Below are 15,499 nucleotides of genomic sequence, written 5' to 3'. Positions count from 1 at the left end.
ATTTTGTTACATGCCCACGGAAAGGGACTGCACCTATCTTCACGTTTTCCTACGCCCCAGATGCTGCGCCAAGGGCACCATGTACACCGGCACCGGCGACAGCTGCAGCAGCCGCACCGCCGTGCGCCCCAGCGGTACATCCACCCCGGCACCGGCACTGTGGCTACCGAATATCAACAGGTCGACGCTTAGCCGCTGGGCCTGGTCGAGAATCACCTGCGCCGGGTCGCCCTGACGCACACGCACGGCCTTGATCACCGCCAGGTCAGCCTCTTCGCCCAGCTCGTCGCGAAAGTTTTCCAGTACACGCTGCTCTATGTTCGCCATCACGGTGTTCACCCCCTGGCTGTGCAATTGATCGAGCGTCTGCTCATCGAGGTAACTTTGCAGGAGGGATTCGGCGAACTGGCCCATCGGCTCGACCGCGTGGATCACATACAACTCGGCACCGAACGTGCGCGCCAGGGCAAGCGCGTGTTGCATCACGAAAGGGGCGTAGACACCGAGGTCGGTGGCGTACAGCATGGAGCGGATCATTCGACCTCCTCGACTGCCGCAGCGGCAGAGCAAGCTTCAGCTTAGCAGCGCGCCGGACGCTCGCTTTGCCGTCCGGCGCGCTGCCGCCGTGGGCTGGAGGGCCCCGCCGAAGCCTCGGCCACCCTCTCAGGCAGGCCGGTTGCTGCTGTCGATGAAACTCAGCGCTTGGTACAGCATTTCAATGCGCGGCATGCTGCAGCCTGCCGCCCGAGCGCGTGCCAACGGCTCGGCGTAAATGGCCCCCAGCTCCAACGGGCGTTTGTGGACATGGTCGTGATGCATGCTCGGCCAGTAGTCAGGCATGCGCTCGGTCACCTGGAACAAGTGCTCGGCATAGCCCTCGGGCAGTACATGGCCACAGGCTGCCGCCCCCTGCACCACCTCGGCCATCAAGGCCTGTATCAGCTCGCGGCTATTGCTGTCGGCCATCAGTGGCGAAGTGCTGGCCCCCAGCAGCACCGACAGCCCGTTGTAAGGCACGTTCCACACCAGCTTCTGCCAGCGCGCCAAGGCCAGGTTCGGCATGGCCTGCGAGTCGATCCCCGCCGCCTGGAACAACCCGGCGCCTTCATTCACCAGCGCAATACCGCAATCGGTGGCCGGCCCGCTGTGATACCCCAGGTTGACCGCCCCCAGCGCCTGGTGGCGGATTACACCTGGCGCCTGGCGGTTGACGCAGATGAAGCACAGGCCGCCGAGCAGGTGCATGTCGCTGCGCAAGGCCGGACGCAACTGCTCCTCGACACCCAGGCCGTTCTGCAACAGCACCACCTTGGCACCGGGCGCAGCAGCCTGGACGATCAACGGTGCCAACTGCTCGTTGCTGGTGGCCTTGGCCCCGATCAGAAGCCAGTCACAGGGCGGCATGTCGGCGGCGCTGACGTAAGCCTGCACACTCATGTGCAGTGCGCCATGCACGGCACTGTCCAGGCTCAGTCCGCGTTCACAAACGGCCTGGTACTCGCTGCGCAACAGAAAATGCACATCGAAACCGGCGCGAGCCAGCATCAACCCATAAAAACCGCCGATGGCGCCACTGCCGATGATGCCGATGCGAGGGGGGTGCGAATGCATGCCAATCTCCAAGTAAAGGGTCAGCACTCTTTTTACACAGGTTACGTAGCCCTGGGCAGTCCATTCGCGCGCAACCCCCTCGCTCAGGTAAAAACCCCACAATGACTGGGTTCAGCCCATTGTCGTGCCATCTGTAACGCGCTAAGGTTCGGCTCCCCGCTGCGATTATTCTTGCTGCTGGGCCGCACGGGGATAGTTGGCGGCCGGCACCCGTGACCTGACGAGTAACACGATGGCTGATTTACCGATCGATGACTTGAACGTTGCCTCCAACGAGACCCTGATTACCCCTGATCAGCTCAAGAAGGAAATCCCCCTCAGCGCCAAGGCCCTGCAGACCGTGACTGCCGGCCGTGAAGTGGTGCGCAATATTCTCGACGGCAAGGACCATCGCCTGTTCGTCGTGGTCGGGCCTTGCTCCATCCACGACATCAAGGCCGCCCACGAATACGCCGAGCGCCTGAAAGTGCTGGCCGAAGAAGTGTCCGATACGCTGTACCTGGTCATGCGCGTGTACTTCGAAAAGCCGCGCACCACCGTCGGCTGGAAAGGCCTGATCAACGATCCGTACCTGGATGACTCGTTCAAGATCCAGGACGGCCTGCACATCGGCCGCAAGCTGCTGCTGGACCTGGCCGAAATGGGCCTGCCGACTGCCACCGAAGCGCTCGACCCGATTTCCCCGCAGTACCTGCAAGACCTGATCAGTTGGTCGGCCATCGGTGCCCGCACCACCGAATCGCAAACACACCGCGAGATGGCCTCGGGCCTGTCCTCGGCGGTGGGTTTCAAGAACGGCACCGACGGCGGCCTGACCGTTGCCATCAATGCCCTGCAGTCGGTGTCCAAGCCGCACCGCTTCCTGGGCATCAACCAGGAAGGCGGCGTGTCGATCGTCACCACCAAGGGCAACCCATATGGCCACGTGGTACTGCGCGGCGGCAATGGCAAGCCGAACTACGACTCGGTCAGCGTCGCCCTGTGCGAACAGGACCTGGCCAAGGCCAAGATCAAGGCCAACATCATGGTCGACTGCAGCCATGCCAACTCCAACAAGGACCCGGCCCTGCAACCGCTGGTGATGGAGAACGTCGCCAACCAGATTCTCGAAGGCAACCAGTCGATCATCGGCCTGATGGTCGAAAGCCACCTGAACTGGGGCTGTCAGTCCATTCCGAAAAACCTGGACGAGTTGCAGTATGGCGTGTCGATCACGGACGCCTGCATCGACTGGTCGGCGACCGAGAAAACCCTGCGCAGCATGCATGCCAAGCTCAAGGATGTGCTGCCGCAGCGTAAGCGCAGCTGAACATTGCGGGAATAAAAAACGCCGGGCACTGCCCGGCGTTTTTTTTGTTGTGTCGGGGCCTATGGTCAGCTCAGGCCTTGCTCGAATGCCGCTGCTGGCGCTCCATGTAACGCTCCACATACGAGCAAGACGGGATCACCGTGTAGCCCATCTGCTCGGCGTACTCCAGCGCCCGCTCGGTCAGGGCGGCAGCGATCCCACGGCCGCGCAGGGCGTTGGGCACGAAGGTGCGATAGATGTCCAGCGTCTGCTTGCCCAGATCCATGTACGTCAGGTAGGCACGATGACCGTCCACGTTGGTCTCGAACTGATGACCGGCCTGGTCATGGTGGATGGTCAGCGCTTCGCTCATCACTACTCCTCGCAGGTCTTCTCGGCAGACCCTTACCTTAACCGATGGTGGTTTATCCGGCACAGAATCCTCTACGCCACCTGTTGCCGCTTCGACCATTGGACGATTGTAATCGTTCGGATCGTCTGGCACTCACAAGATAGTAGGCACCGCGAGCGGGATTGCTCAAGGTGGTGGCGCTTAAAAAAGGTCAAAACGCCGCCCGGGTGACTTTCCCAAGCCCGCGCAACAGCCACCGGATGTTCTAGGGCTTAAGACGCTGATCGACAGTTAAAGTCACCCTTAGTTCAACAAAAAAGTTCCTGTACCACAACCGCTTGCGAACCCTGCACATTTTTTTCACAGACACGTCGCAAATCTTGTCGGCGCGGAGTCAAGCAACATTTTTTTTGCAGTTCTTGCGCTCTGTCAGTTTACTTACTACAAGTAATGGGTACTATGTACGCCGGCCAGTTTCTCTTTCCTGAGAGATGGCTATTTAATAGAAAGTCCTTGAAGGGGAACACGATGAACAACGTTCTGAAATTCTCTGCTCTGGCTCTGGCCGCAGTTCTGGCTACCGGTTGCAGCAGCGTATCCAAAGAAACCGAAGCTCGTCTGACTGCGACTGAAGACGCAGCAGCTCGCGCTCAAGCTCGTGCTGACGAAGCCTACCGTAAGGCTGACGACGCAATGGCAGCCGCTCAGAAGGCTCAGCAGACCGCTGACGAAGCCAACGAGCGCGCTCTGCGTATGCTGGACAAAGCCAGCCGCAAGTAATAATCCTCACGGATTGTTAAGAAGCCGACCCACTTGTGGGTCGGCTTTTTTATTGCCTTTGAATCCGACAAACGCGGCCAGCAGGTACAAAAAGGCCTGCACTAAGGCAGGCCTGGGTGTGTCGAAATCACCTTACTGCAGTTCGGGCGGAATGCTCGACACCATCGGTGCGGCCCCTTGGTTTTCCACCGGCACGGCAATTTCTACCGGCATGCCATCTTCTGCAGCCACCACGTCACGTACCATGTCCCAGTTCATGCGTAGGTTATTGGCCAGGTCTTCACGCTTGAGCAAGGCATTGATAACTGCGGTGTGTTTGTCGACCACTGACGGGTTACCCTGGTCATCCAGCGGCGTGTGTGCCTCAAGATAGACCTTGCCGGCGCTGATACCGAACTTGTAAGGCTCGTTGATGATGCGCACTGGCGTCCCCACCGGCACCATCTTCGACAGTTCAAGCACATTGTTGTTAAGCATGCGGAAGCAACCGTGACTGGTGCGCATGCCAATGCCGAACTTCTTGTTCGAACCATGGATCAGATAGCCCGGTACGCCCAAGGTGAACTTGAACGGCCCCAGCGGGTTGTCCGGGCCAGCCGGCACCACCGTCGGCAGGATGTCACCGTCCTCGGCGTGCTCTTTGCGAATCGAAGCGGGCGGCGTCCAGGTCGGGTTGGGCGTCTTGGCGGTGATCTTGGTGTTGGCGATCGGCGACCCCCACCCCTCGCGACCAATGCCCAGCGGGAAGGTGTACACCACGCTCTCCCCCTTGGGGAAGTAGTACATGCGGTACTCGGCCAGGTTGATGACGATGCCTTCGCGCGGCCCCGGCGGCAGAACGAAACGGGTCGGCAGGATGATCTCGGTGCCGGCACCCGGCAGCCAAGGGTCCACGCCGGGGTTGGCGGCAATCATTTCCAGGTAGCCGAGGTCGTTTGCGGTGCCGATATCGGCGAACGTGTCCTCGTACTTTGCCTTGATCACATGCACCTGGCCGACGATGTCTTCACCGGGCGGTGGCAGTGGCAGCTCCAGCGCAGCAGCGGGGCCCGCTACCAACAGGGCGGCCAGGGACAGGCTACGGGTGACGGCAGGAAAGCGCGGCAACATCCGGTAAATCCTTCGAAAGATGGGTCAAGAGAATCGATTGTACACCCGCGCCGATGCAAGCGGGAGGCATTGGCACGCTGCAAGCGTTTCAGATGATGAAAGGCGCTTGTCGTTCAGCTGCCATGCAGCTCAGGCCACACCGGGCGCATGCCGCGTCGCTGGGCATCGAGGATGGCACGGCACAGCTCGCACAGGCGGCCATCGCGGTAAATCGATCGCGGCACCCCCGACCAACGCGGCTGGGCTGGCAGCAGGCCGCCACACAAGGTACGGTCGACCGGCACGCCCAGCTCAAGCTGGCGGGCCACGAGGTGGACGCGGATTTCCTGGCAGGCGAACAGGTCGAGCTGCTCGTCGGGCTCGATCAGTTGATAGGCATACAGGGACCAGGCAGGGCGCGGCATTTGGAGCACTCGAAACGGGGGGCGCAACATTAGCCGAAAGGCGCCCCCGTTTAAAGCTTCACAGCAAGGGTTTTATCGCTGGCCAGGCATTTTCCAGCAGGCGCTGCTGAGCCCCCTGGGCCGGATGGATGCCATCAGCCTGCATCAGTTCAGGTACGCCCCCTACCCCTTCGAGGAAAAACGGCACCAAGGGAACCTGTTTGTCCGCTGCCAGCTGTTCATACACCTTGGCAAAGGCGGTGGTGTAACGCACACCATAATTGGGCGGCAGGCGCATGCCCAATAGCAGCACCTTGGCCCCTGCCTGACGCGAACGCTCGATCATCGAGGCAAGATTTTGTTGCAATTGTGCAGGCGGCTGCCCGCGCAGGCCATCGTTGCCGCCCAGCTCCAGCACCACCAGGCTCGGTTTATGTGCTGCAAGCAGCGCCGGCAGCCGCGCCTGGCCACCTGCGCTGGTGTCGCCACTGATCGAAGCATTGACCACTTTGTCGTCAAAACCTTCGTCCCTGAGGCGGGCCTGCAAGAGAGACACCCAGCCCTGACGGCTATCCAGGCCAAAACCGGCGCTGATACTATCGCCAACAACCAGCAGTGTTCCTGCCGCTGCGCTCTGGGCCAGGCAATACAGGGCCAGACCGGCACTCAACCACCACACTCGCATCGGATTCTCCATGAGCCCCAGCATTCTCGTTGCGCAGAACCTTAGCAAAGTGGTCCCCAGCGCGGAAGGTGACCTTACCATCCTCCACGCACTGTCTCTCGACCTGGCCCAAGGCGATAGCCTGGCCATCGTCGGCGCCTCGGGCTCTGGCAAGTCGACCCTGCTCGGTTTGCTCGCCGGCCTCGACCGCCCCAGCGCTGGCAATGTCGTGCTCGCCGGCCACGACCTGGGGCCACTGGATGAAGACCAACGCGCCCGTGTGCGCGCCGAACATGTGGGTTTCGTGTTCCAGTCGTTCCAGCTGCTCGACAGCCTCAATGCACTGGAAAACGTCATGCTGCCACTGGAGCTGGACGGCCGCCGCGATGCCCGCGAACAGGCTCGCACTTTGCTGGAGCGGGTCGGCCTGGGCAAGCGCCTGAGCCACACACCTCGGCAGCTGTCGGGCGGCGAGCAGCAGCGCGTGGCAATCGCCCGCGCCTTCGCCGCGCAGCCTGCGGTGCTGTTCGCCGATGAGCCCACCGGCAACCTCGACAGCCACACCGGCGAACGCATCAGCGACTTGTTGTTCGAGCTGAACAAGGAGCGCGGCACTACCTTGGTGCTGGTCACCCATGACGAACGCCTGGCCCGCCGCTGCCGGCGCCAGATCCGCCTGGACGCGGGCCGCCTTGTGGCGCCGATGGAGGCCCGGTGAGCCGTATGCCGCTGTCCCGCCTGTGTGGCCTGGCACTGCGCCAGTTGCTGCGCGATGTTCGCGCCAGTGAAGTGCGCGTGCTGTTCTTTGCCCTGTTGGTGGCGGTAGCTGCCAGCACCGCCATCGGCTATTTCGGCGCCCGCCTAAACGGCGCCATGCAGCTGCGCGCCAGCGAGTTCCTGGGCGCCGATCTGGTACTGCAGGGCAGCGCCCCGGCCCGCGAGCAACAACTCGATGCCGGCAAGGCACTGGGCTTGCGCCATGCACGCGTGGTCGAGTTCACCAGCGTGGTCGGCGGCGACAATGGCATCCAGCTGTCCAGCGTAAAGGCCGCCGACGGCGCCTACCCGTTGCGCGGGCAAGTACGCAGCGCTCCGGCACCTTATGCCGAAGAAACACCCGGCGGCGGCCCTGCCCCTGGCGAAGTGTGGGTCGAACCACGCCTGTTGGCAGCACTGGGGCTGGCAATCGGCGACAGCATCGACGTGGGCATGAAAACCCTGCGCATGAGCCGTGTGCTTACCTACGAACCGGACCGCGCCAACAACTTCTACAGCCTTACCCCGCGCGTGATGATGAACCTGGCCGACCTGGAGGCCACCGGCGTGATCCAGCCGGGCAGCCGGGTCACCTACCGTGACCTGTGGCGCGGCGATGCCGAGGCGCTGGCGCAGTACCGTCAGGCCGTGGAAAAAGACCTGGCCGCCAACCAGCGCCTGCGTGACACCCGTGATGGCAACCAACAGATCGGCGGCGCGCTGGGCAAAGCCGAACGCTACCTGAACATGGCCAGCCTGGTGGCTGTATTGCTGGCAGGCGTAGCCGTGGCACTGTCGGCCAGTCGCTATGCTGCACGCCGACTGGACGCCAGTGCCCTGCTGCGCTGCCTGGGCCTGTCGCGCCACCAGGCATTGGGCCTGTATTGCCTGCAACTGGCCATGCTCGGCCTGGTCGCTGCCCTGGCCGGCGCCTTGCTCGGCTGGCTGGCTCAGCTGGGCCTGTTCCGCCTGCTGCACGGCTTGCTGCCGAGCGTGGTGCCCGCTGGCGGCATCGTTCCTGCGCTGGCAGGTATCGGTACCGGACTGGTGGCACTGGCTGGCTTTGCCCTGCCGCCCATTGCGGCGCTGGGCCAGGTGCCGCCACTGCGCGTGCTGCGCCGTGACCTGCTGCCGATACCTGCGAGCAGTTGGCTGGTGTACGGCGCCGCCCTGCTCGCCCTGGGCCTGATCATGTGGCGCCTGAGCCTCGATCTGCTGCTCACCTTCGCCCTGCTCGGTGGTGGCCTGGTCGCTGCACTTCTGCTCGGCGGCCTGCTGTTGCTCGGTTTACGCAGCCTGCGCCAGCTGCTGGCCGGTGCGCCACTCACCTGGCGTCTGGGGCTGGGCCAGCTATTGCGCCACCCCATGGCGGCAGCAGGCCAGGCCCTGGCATTCGGCCTGATACTGCTGGCCATGGCCTTGGTCGCCCTGCTGCGCGCAGAGCTGCTCGATACCTGGCAAGCACAGCTACCCAAGGATGCGCCTAACCACTTCGCCCTGAACATCCTGCCAGATGACCGTGAGCCGTTCATCCAACACCTGCACCAGGTCAATGCCGCCTCAGCGCCGCTGTACCCGGTGACGCCCGGGCGCCTGGTGCAAATCAACGAAAAACCGGTACAGCAGGTGGTCAGCAAGGACTCGGCAGGCGAGCGCGCCGTGCAGCGCGACCTCAGCCTGACCTGGGCCGCCGAGTTGCCCGAAGGCAACGTGCTGACCGCAGGCAGTTGGTGGCAAGCCTTGCCAGCCGACAACGATATCCCCGGGGTTTCGGTGGAGGCGGAACTGGCCAGCAGCCTGAAACTGCAGATGGGCGACCTGCTGACGTTCGATATTGGCGGCCAGCAGCGCCAGGCCCGCGTCAGCAGCCTGCGCAACGTGCATTGGGACAGCTTCCAGCCGAACTTCTACATGATCTTCCAGCCTGGCACGCTGCAGGGGCTGCCGACCACTTACCTGACCAGCTTCTACCTGGCACTGGGGCATGACCTGGATGTCGTCGCGCTGTCACGGGCATTTCCGGCGGTGACCATCCTGCAGGTGGATGCCTTGCTCGACCAGCTGCGCAGCATTCTCGCCCAGGTAACCCTGGCGGTGGAGTATGTGCTGCTGTTCGTGCTGGCCGCGGGGCTGGCAGTGTTGTTCGCTGGCTTGCAGGCCACGCTGGACGAGCGCATTCGCCAAGGCGCACTGTTGCGCGCACTGGGCGCGGCGCGGCCCTTGCTGGTAAAAGCCCGACGTATCGAGTTCGGCCTGCTGGGCGCGGCCAGCGGGCTATTGGCGGCCGTGGGCTGCGAACTGATTACCTGGGTGCTGTACCGCTATGCCTTCGACTTGCAGTGGAGCCCGCACCCGTGGCTGCTGGTGTTGCCGCTGACAGGGGCATTGCTGGTAGGGGGTGCGGGGGTGCTGGGAACGCGGCGGGCGTTGAATGCCAGCCCGCTGGCGGTGTTGCGCGAGGCTTGAGGCCTGGCTGTCAGCGCTTCTGCCGGGACAGCACAGGCCTCAAGCTGACGCAAGACGGGCCAGTCAGTCCGTCGAAACTGACTGGCCGTAACGGATGCTGCTCACATACCAGGTCGCTTCACCGGTAGGTGTATGCACCACCACCTCATCACCCTCCTCCTTCTTCAGCAAGGCACGGGCCATGGGCGAATCGATCGAGATGTAATCGTTGCGCCCGTAGATCTCGTCGTAGCCGACAATGCGAAACTTCATGGTCTCGCCCTCGTCGTTCTCGATCTCAACCCAGGCACCGAAAAACACTTTGCCTTCCTGCTCGGGCGAGTACGCCACCACTTTCACATCTTCAAGCCGCTTGCGCAGGTATCGCACCCTGCGGTCGATTTCTCGCAACAGCTTCTTGTTGTACTGGTAGTCCGCGTTCTCGCTGCGGTCACCCAACGAAGCGGCCCAGGCAACCTTTTGGGTGATTTCCGGACGATACACCCGCCACAGGTGGTCCAGCTCTTTCTTCAGCGCCTCATGGCCTTCTGTGGTGATGATATTGGTGCTCAATAGCGCATTCCTCAGCGGCGGGTAATCAGGCCTTGACGCGCGATGCGGGTGAGATGGCCGATGACTTCGGCGGCCTCGTCCGGTGCCGGCGCCTGGATCACAGCCAGGTCGAAACGGTCATTGCCATACTGCGCGAGGTGGCAGCCACTGTCGGCGAACTGGATCAGAAAGGCACGCGCCTGCCCCTTGCGCCGTGACAGGCCTTCAAGATGACGCAAAAGGGTGGGTTGATGCCGGCCGCCGAGCAGGATGCGCGGTGTGCGGGACGCCTGGCTGGCAGGCAAAGGGCTTAAACAGACACTGGTACGTGGGCAACTCATGGAGCTTCTCTCCGCCTCGCGAATCCCGCTGGGCAGCGGTGGGAGGCGTCACCGAACCAGCGCTTTAGCGGTATTTCGGACGGCCCGGAGGTGGGGCTTTCCTGCGCCCCGCAAGTAGCTGTTTAAATCGGCGCAGGCGGTATGCTAGAGCGATGAGCCCCAAGTTGCAAGCGACAAGCCGCAAGCAAGAACACGCCGAGTATTGGCCCGCGCTTGCCTGCGGCTCGTAGCTCACAGCGTGCAGCTGATTACCGGGCGATCAGGCGGTCGAGCGAGAAGCGGCCAGCGCCTTCGATCATGACTGCAACAGTGCCGGCCAACAGCGCCAGGGCGAACTCATAGCCGTTGTTGGACATGAACAGGCCGTTGCCGATGTGCACCGAAACGATCGCCACTACCAAGGTCACCGTCAGCGCCAGGGCCGCCGGGCGAGCCAGCAGGCCGACCACCAAGGCCAGGCCGCCGAAGAATTCGGCACTGCCGGACAGCAGGGCCATCAGATAACCCGGCGCCAGGCCGATGCTTTCCATCCATTGGCCGGTGCCTTCCAGGCCGTAGCCACCGAACAGGCCGAAGAGTTTTTGCGCACCATGAGCCATGAAGATGATGCCGACCAGGATGCGGATAACGCTCAAGCCAGCGCCAGCACGTGTAGAGAACAGCGCGTTGAGGGTAGTGTTGTTCATGTCGAAGCGTCCTTGAAGTGAAGCAGTTGTGTGGGTATGGGCGCCATCATAATCAATTCCACTGATATGAAAATCGCAAAAAACCCAACATAACAATCGATAAAATCGATTTTAACGCTTCGCCACGCGCTCCAGTGCCGCGCGTTCGCGGTTGAACGCCAGGTAGTACTTGTTGATGCTATTGACGAAATTGACCGGTCCCATCCCCACTTGCTCCATGGCGATGCGTTCGGTCTGGAAGAACCACTGGTTACCGTTTAGACCTCGCCGTCGAGCCTCTGCGCGCATGGCCTGAACCCGCTCGGGGCCGAGGTTGTAGGCTGCCAGCACAAAGGCCATGCGCTCACGCTCGTTGATCTTGGCACTGGCAAAAAACTTGCGCCGGATAAGCGCCAGGTAACGGGCACTGGCCAGGACATTGCCATCTACCGTTGCAGTGTTGCTCACCCCCACCCGCTGGGCTGCCGAAGGGGTAATCTGCATCAGGCCATGGGCACCGCCAGTACCGCGTGCAGCCGGGTTGAGCGTCGACTCCTTGAAGGCCAATGCAGCCAGGTTGAGCCAGTCGATCTGTTGCGCCTGGCCATGCTTCTGCAACACCGCCCGCACCGATGCCAGACGCTGGCGGTCCTTGCTGGCCAACGGGTTGTGTACCCGGTACTGGCGGCGGTAGATGCGCTCGAACGCCGCATCCTGGTTATCTGGCGCGCGGTAACCTTGCAGAAAGTGATCGACTGCGGCCAACAATTGCGGCGCATCACGCCCTACATACCAGCGCATGGCTTGCGGCGCACCCAGGCGCACCCGGCTGTCCAGGCGCAGGCGCGGCATAACCCGGGCCCAACGCCGGGCAATGGGCTGCTCGACCATGGTCAGGTGGTAGATGCCTGCCTGTACCATCTCCAGCACATCCTCCACCGCCAGCGTCGAATCGACCCACTCCACTTTGATCGGCGGCCGCTTGCGCAGTGCCAGTTGCTGGTTGACCTGCTGGATCAATGGTCCGGCGGCACTGGCGCTGGTCAACGCCACGGTACGCCCTGACAGCTGTTCGACCTTGCTGAAACTTCGCTCGCCTTTGCGCCCGACCAGCATCAGCGGCACTTGGTCGAGTATCGGCGCGCTGCTACGAACACCATTCACCGTAGTGGGGTCAAGCAGCTCGCCTGGCGCGGCCAGGTCACCCTCGCCGCGGGCCAGGGCGCCCAGCAACTGTTCCTTGGCCCGCGGGATGAGCTTTAGCTGGATCTGCTGGTCGTCGGCCGTACGAGCATTGAGGAAATGCTCCAGGGCGCGCAGGCGATAATACTCAATGCCGACTGGCTCGCCCTTGACCTCACCGGAACTGTTGCGGCTCTGGTTGACCAGCACTCGCAGTACTTTGCTGGTACGAATCTGCGGCAGGTCACGCACCTTGGCAGGCGGTATGTGCTGCTGTGGGCCCGGCGAGCGCGCCTGGGCGGGGCCGGTAAAGATCAACCCCAACGTCAGCAGAAAAATGAGCCAGCATCGCTGCATGCGAAAACGTGTCCGTGGTCGGTGAGCGGCATCCATGGGTTGCACCGCCAAGTGATAAACGACGGTAAATGACCACGGCAACAGCATGAAGTTCTTGGTTTTTTCAGAAAAACGCGCTTTTTGCTATGCTGGCCGCCCCGCGGCACGAGATAGCACCATGCAACTGATCGATATCGGCGTCAACCTGACCAACAGCAGTTTCCACGACCAACAGGCCGCAATCGTCGAGCGCGCGCTGGAGGCCGGCGTTACGCAAATGCTGCTGACAGGCACCAGCCTGGCGGTCAGCGAACAAGCCCTGGAACTGTGCCAACAACTGGATGCAAGCGGCGCCCACCTGTTCGCCACGGCCGGCGTGCACCCTCACGATGCCAAGGCCTGGGATGCCGACAGCGAGCGCCAGCTGCGACGGTTGCTGAGTGAACCGCGCGTACGCGCGGTGGGCGAATGCGGCCTGGATTTCAACCGCGACTTTTCCCCTCGCCCGCTGCAGGAGAAAGCCTTGGAAGCCCAGCTGACACTGGCTGCGCAGCTGCGTCTGCCGGTGTTCCTGCACGAGCGCGATGCCAGCGAGCGCTTGCTGGCGATTCTCAAGGACTACCGCGACCACCTGACCGGCGCGGTGGTGCACTGCTTCACCGGTGAGCGTGAGGCGCTGTTCGCTTACCTGGACCTGGACCTGCACATCGGCATTACCGGCTGGATCTGCGACGAACGCCGCGGCACCCACCTGCACCCGCTGGTGGGCAACATTCCTCAAGGCCGGCTGATGCTGGAAAGCGACGCGCCCTACCTGCTGCCGCGCAGCTTGCGGCCCAAGCCCAAGAGCGGGCGCAACGAGCCGGCGTTCTTGCCGGAGGTACTGCGCGAGGTGGCCTCGCATCGCGGTGAATCAGCCGAGCACACGGCGGCGCATACGACGGCAACGGCGCGGGCTTTCTTCCAGCTCCCCTGAGTCTCGCGTGTTTCTGCGGGGCGGGTGAGCACAGTTGATATGCATCAACACATGTCTAGGAGGATGAGGGCACAATGATGGCACCTTGCCAATATTGTTTCCGCTCAACTCAGAGAAGACCTGCCCATGGGTGCCTGGCTTAGCAATGTTTCCCTGAAGTACAAGTTCTGGGCCGTCAACGCAGTGGCCTTTGTCACCACCTTGCTGCTGGTGCTGTACGCCGTGCACCTGGAGCAACGCGCACGTGCCGAGGCGGCTCAGGGCCAGGCGGTCGCACAAGCCCAGTTGCTGGCCGCCTGGCCAGCCGGGCAAGCACTGCCACGCCCGGCCAACGTCATCAGTTGGTCAACCGGGCAAACGCCAACCTACGCCGGGGAGGCGCTCGATGCCCTGCGCAACGCCCAAGGCTGGGTAGCATTGCCGAGCGCCTGGGTCCTCGGCGAGAACCCACTGCGTGGCGCACAGGTGCTGCGCAGTGGCGACCAGCAGTTAGCTGTGCTGGCCCAGTCACCCAGTTTGCGCCAGGTCTTCTTCGATCGTTTCAGCAATTACGCGGTGTGTGTGCTGATCCTGATGCTGGCCATGCTCGGCGCCTCCCAACTGCTGATCCGCTTCCTGCTCAGCCAACTCAACACCCTCAAGGACGTGATGCTGCACGTGGAAAAGACCGGCGACCTGTCGGCCCGCGTACCGCTAGCCAGTGGCGACGAGGTCGGCCAGATGGCTGGGGCCTTCAACGCCATGCAGTCCACCTATCACCGCGTGGTCAGCACCGTCGCCCACAGCGCAGCACAGTTGGACTCGGGCGCTGCACGCCTGGCCGCCAGCATGAGCGACGTACGCCATGGCATGCTCGGCCAGCAGAGTGAAACCGACCAGGCCGCCACTGCCATCAACGAAATGTCGGCGACCGTGCACCACATTGCCCAGCACGCCGGTGCCACCCGCGATTTGTCACAAACCGCCGACACCTTGGCCGGCAGCGGTCAAGCGGTGGTCAGCCGAGTGCAGGATTCGATTTCCGGGCTTTCCAGCGGCGTGCAACAAACTGCCGAGATGATTCGACAACTAGCCGAGGACAGCCAGAAGATCAACGGTGTAGTCAGTGTGATCCACAGTATTGCCGAACAGACCAACTTGCTGGCGCTTAACGCTGCCATCGAAGCCGCGCGCGCCGGCGACCTGGGCCGTGGCTTTGCCGTGGTGGCCGATGAAGTGCGCAACCTGGCCAAACGCGTGCAAACCTCTACGGATGAGATCACCACCATGGTTTCGGCCCTGCAGTCGGGCACCCGCGATGCGGTGGAGTTCATGCAGGAGAGCTCGTACAAGGCCGACGACTGTGTGCGTCAGGCACAGGAAGCCGGTGAGGCGCTGGCTGAAATCACCGGTGCCGTGGCGCAGATGCGCGAAAGCAATACCCAGATCGCTGTAGCGGCCGAGCAGCAAAGCCAGGTAGCCGAGGAAATGAACCGCGCGGTGGTCAGCATCCGCGATGTCACCGAGCGGACCGTGCAGCAGACGGTCGGCTCGGCGACCACCAGCAGCGAACTGGCGACCCTGGCCGGCGAACTGAACAAGGCCATTGGCCAGCTCAAGCTATAGTCACCATAGCCAGCTTCGATTGGCCCCCGCGTGGGGGCCGCACTAAGCTTTGGGCATGACCGAGAGGAAATCCCCATGAGCAAACGCCTGCCCAATCTTCCCGCCTGGCAATGGCGCGGCTACCACCATAATCACCGCCACCCGGCCAACCTGGTGCTGCACCTGATTGCTGTGCCGTTGTTCATTCTAGGGACACTACTGGTGCTGTCCGGCCTGTTCGGTTTCGACCTCGGCCAGATCGCGGTGGGTGTGATTGCCCTGGTCGCCGCGCTGGGCCTGCAGCGCCAAGGCCACCGCCTTGAAGCCCAGCAGCCCGAGCCGTTCGCCAACCGCCAGGATGCTGTGCAGCGCTTACTGACCGAGCAGTTCATCACCTTTCCGCGCTTTGTGGTGAGCGGGGCCTGGTGGAGGGCCTGGCGCGAACGGCACAAGCACCGACACTGAGCCAGCTGC

The 15,499-nt window shown here is 62.8% G+C and carries 17 protein-coding genes; 7 read left to right on the top strand and 10 right to left on the bottom strand.

Annotated elements, in window-relative coordinates; all coding sequences use genetic code 11:
* Window positions 1-39: 39 nt before the first annotated feature.
* Both AC3WLP_RS05445 and AC3WLP_RS05440 read right to left on the bottom strand, forming a co-directional pair.
* Window positions 40-537, bottom strand: a complete 498-nt coding sequence (locus tag AC3WLP_RS05445) for a universal stress protein (protein ID WP_003250295.1) — start codon at window positions 535-537, stop codon at window positions 40-42.
* Between the two features lie 126 nt (window positions 538-663).
* Window positions 664-1,611, bottom strand: coding sequence for a putative 2-dehydropantoate 2-reductase (locus tag AC3WLP_RS05440; RefSeq protein WP_088512934.1), 948 nt, complete (start codon window positions 1,609-1,611; stop codon window positions 664-666).
* Window positions 1,612-1,843: 232 nt separating this feature from the next.
* Between AC3WLP_RS05440 and AC3WLP_RS05435 the strand changes: the two genes are divergently transcribed.
* Window positions 1,844-2,920 (top strand): 3-deoxy-7-phosphoheptulonate synthase, encoded by a 1,077-nt coding sequence (locus tag AC3WLP_RS05435; protein ID WP_014753832.1) that lies wholly within the window; start codon window positions 1,844-1,846, stop codon window positions 2,918-2,920.
* 70 nt (window positions 2,921-2,990) lie between these two features.
* On the opposite strand, the gene AC3WLP_RS05430 is transcribed toward AC3WLP_RS05435, so the two are convergent.
* Complete coding sequence (locus AC3WLP_RS05430) at window positions 2,991-3,272, bottom strand: GNAT family N-acetyltransferase (protein ID WP_003250290.1); 282 nt, start codon at window positions 3,270-3,272, stop codon at window positions 2,991-2,993.
* A 507-nt stretch (window positions 3,273-3,779) separates the two neighbouring features.
* Between AC3WLP_RS05430 and AC3WLP_RS05425 the strand changes: the two genes are divergently transcribed.
* Window positions 3,780-4,031, top strand: coding sequence for an Lpp/OprI family alanine-zipper lipoprotein (locus AC3WLP_RS05425; protein WP_003250288.1), 252 nt, complete (start codon window positions 3,780-3,782; stop codon window positions 4,029-4,031).
* A 132-nt stretch (window positions 4,032-4,163) separates the two neighbouring features.
* Here AC3WLP_RS05425 and AC3WLP_RS05420 read toward each other — a convergent pair whose 3' ends face one another.
* The 3 genes from AC3WLP_RS05420 to AC3WLP_RS05410 all read right to left on the bottom strand — a co-directional run bounded on the left by AC3WLP_RS05420 (window position 4,164) and on the right by AC3WLP_RS05410 (window position 6,209).
* Complete coding sequence (locus AC3WLP_RS05420; RefSeq protein WP_003250286.1) at window positions 4,164-5,141, bottom strand: L,D-transpeptidase family protein; 978 nt, start codon at window positions 5,139-5,141, stop codon at window positions 4,164-4,166.
* Between the two features lie 113 nt (window positions 5,142-5,254).
* Window positions 5,255-5,545 carry a hypothetical protein gene (locus tag AC3WLP_RS05415; RefSeq protein ID WP_003250283.1) on the bottom strand — a complete coding sequence of 97 codons (291 nt, stop codon included), beginning with the start codon at window positions 5,543-5,545 and terminating at the stop codon, window positions 5,255-5,257.
* 58 nt (window positions 5,546-5,603) lie between these two features.
* On the bottom strand, window positions 5,604-6,209 hold the full coding sequence (locus tag AC3WLP_RS05410; RefSeq protein WP_003250280.1) for an arylesterase: 606 nt from the start codon (window positions 6,207-6,209) through the stop codon (window positions 5,604-5,606).
* Window positions 6,210-6,219: 10 nt separating this feature from the next.
* Here AC3WLP_RS05410 and AC3WLP_RS05405 point away from each other — a divergent pair, with 10 nt between their 5' ends.
* A complete protein-coding gene (locus AC3WLP_RS05405) occupies window positions 6,220-6,906 on the top strand; it encodes an ABC transporter ATP-binding protein (RefSeq protein ID WP_003250278.1) in 687 nt (228 codons plus the stop codon).
* Entirely contained in the window at window positions 6,903-9,410 is a 2,508-nt protein-coding gene (locus AC3WLP_RS05400) for an ABC transporter permease (protein ID WP_088512908.1), read from the top strand. The genes AC3WLP_RS05405 and AC3WLP_RS05400 overlap by 4 nt, the downstream gene beginning before the upstream one ends.
* Window positions 9,411-9,473: 63 nt before the next feature.
* Here the strand turns inward: AC3WLP_RS05400 and greB are convergent, their stop codons facing one another.
* The 4 genes from greB to AC3WLP_RS05380 all read right to left on the bottom strand — a co-directional run bounded on the left by greB (window position 9,474) and on the right by AC3WLP_RS05380 (window position 12,486).
* Entirely contained in the window at window positions 9,474-9,962 is a 489-nt protein-coding gene (gene greB / locus AC3WLP_RS05395) for a transcription elongation factor GreB (RefSeq protein ID WP_088512909.1), read from the bottom strand.
* 11 nt (window positions 9,963-9,973) lie between these two features.
* Complete coding sequence (locus AC3WLP_RS05390) at window positions 9,974-10,282, bottom strand: hypothetical protein (RefSeq protein WP_003250272.1); 309 nt, start codon at window positions 10,280-10,282, stop codon at window positions 9,974-9,976.
* Between the two features lie 248 nt (window positions 10,283-10,530).
* Window positions 10,531-10,968, bottom strand: a complete 438-nt coding sequence (locus tag AC3WLP_RS05385; RefSeq protein ID WP_014861840.1) for a DoxX family protein — start codon at window positions 10,966-10,968, stop codon at window positions 10,531-10,533.
* A gap of 111 nt (window positions 10,969-11,079) precedes the next feature.
* A complete protein-coding gene (locus AC3WLP_RS05380; RefSeq protein WP_017147776.1) occupies window positions 11,080-12,486 on the bottom strand; it encodes an MltF family protein in 1,407 nt (468 codons plus the stop codon).
* 157 nt (window positions 12,487-12,643) lie between these two features.
* On the opposite strand from AC3WLP_RS05380, the gene AC3WLP_RS05375 reads away from it, so the two are divergent.
* The 3 genes from AC3WLP_RS05375 (at window position 12,644) to AC3WLP_RS05365 (ending at window position 15,490) form a co-directional block, all read left to right on the top strand.
* Window positions 12,644-13,441: a TatD family hydrolase gene (locus AC3WLP_RS05375; protein ID WP_088512910.1), complete on the top strand. Its 798-nt coding sequence runs from the start codon at window positions 12,644-12,646 to the stop codon at window positions 13,439-13,441.
* A 126-nt stretch (window positions 13,442-13,567) separates the two neighbouring features.
* A complete protein-coding gene (locus AC3WLP_RS05370; protein WP_012053065.1) occupies window positions 13,568-15,046 on the top strand; it encodes a methyl-accepting chemotaxis protein in 1,479 nt (492 codons plus the stop codon).
* A 75-nt stretch (window positions 15,047-15,121) separates the two neighbouring features.
* Window positions 15,122-15,490 carry an Mpo1-like protein gene (locus AC3WLP_RS05365; protein WP_004576795.1) on the top strand — a complete coding sequence of 123 codons (369 nt, stop codon included), beginning with the start codon at window positions 15,122-15,124 and terminating at the stop codon, window positions 15,488-15,490.
* The last annotated feature ends 9 nt before the right edge of the window (window positions 15,491-15,499 follow it).

This window comes from Pseudomonas sp. FW305-E2 (assembly GCF_058782925.1).
Note: the sequence above shows the minus strand (reverse complement) of the source record. Positions and strands in the feature narration are given on the sequence as shown.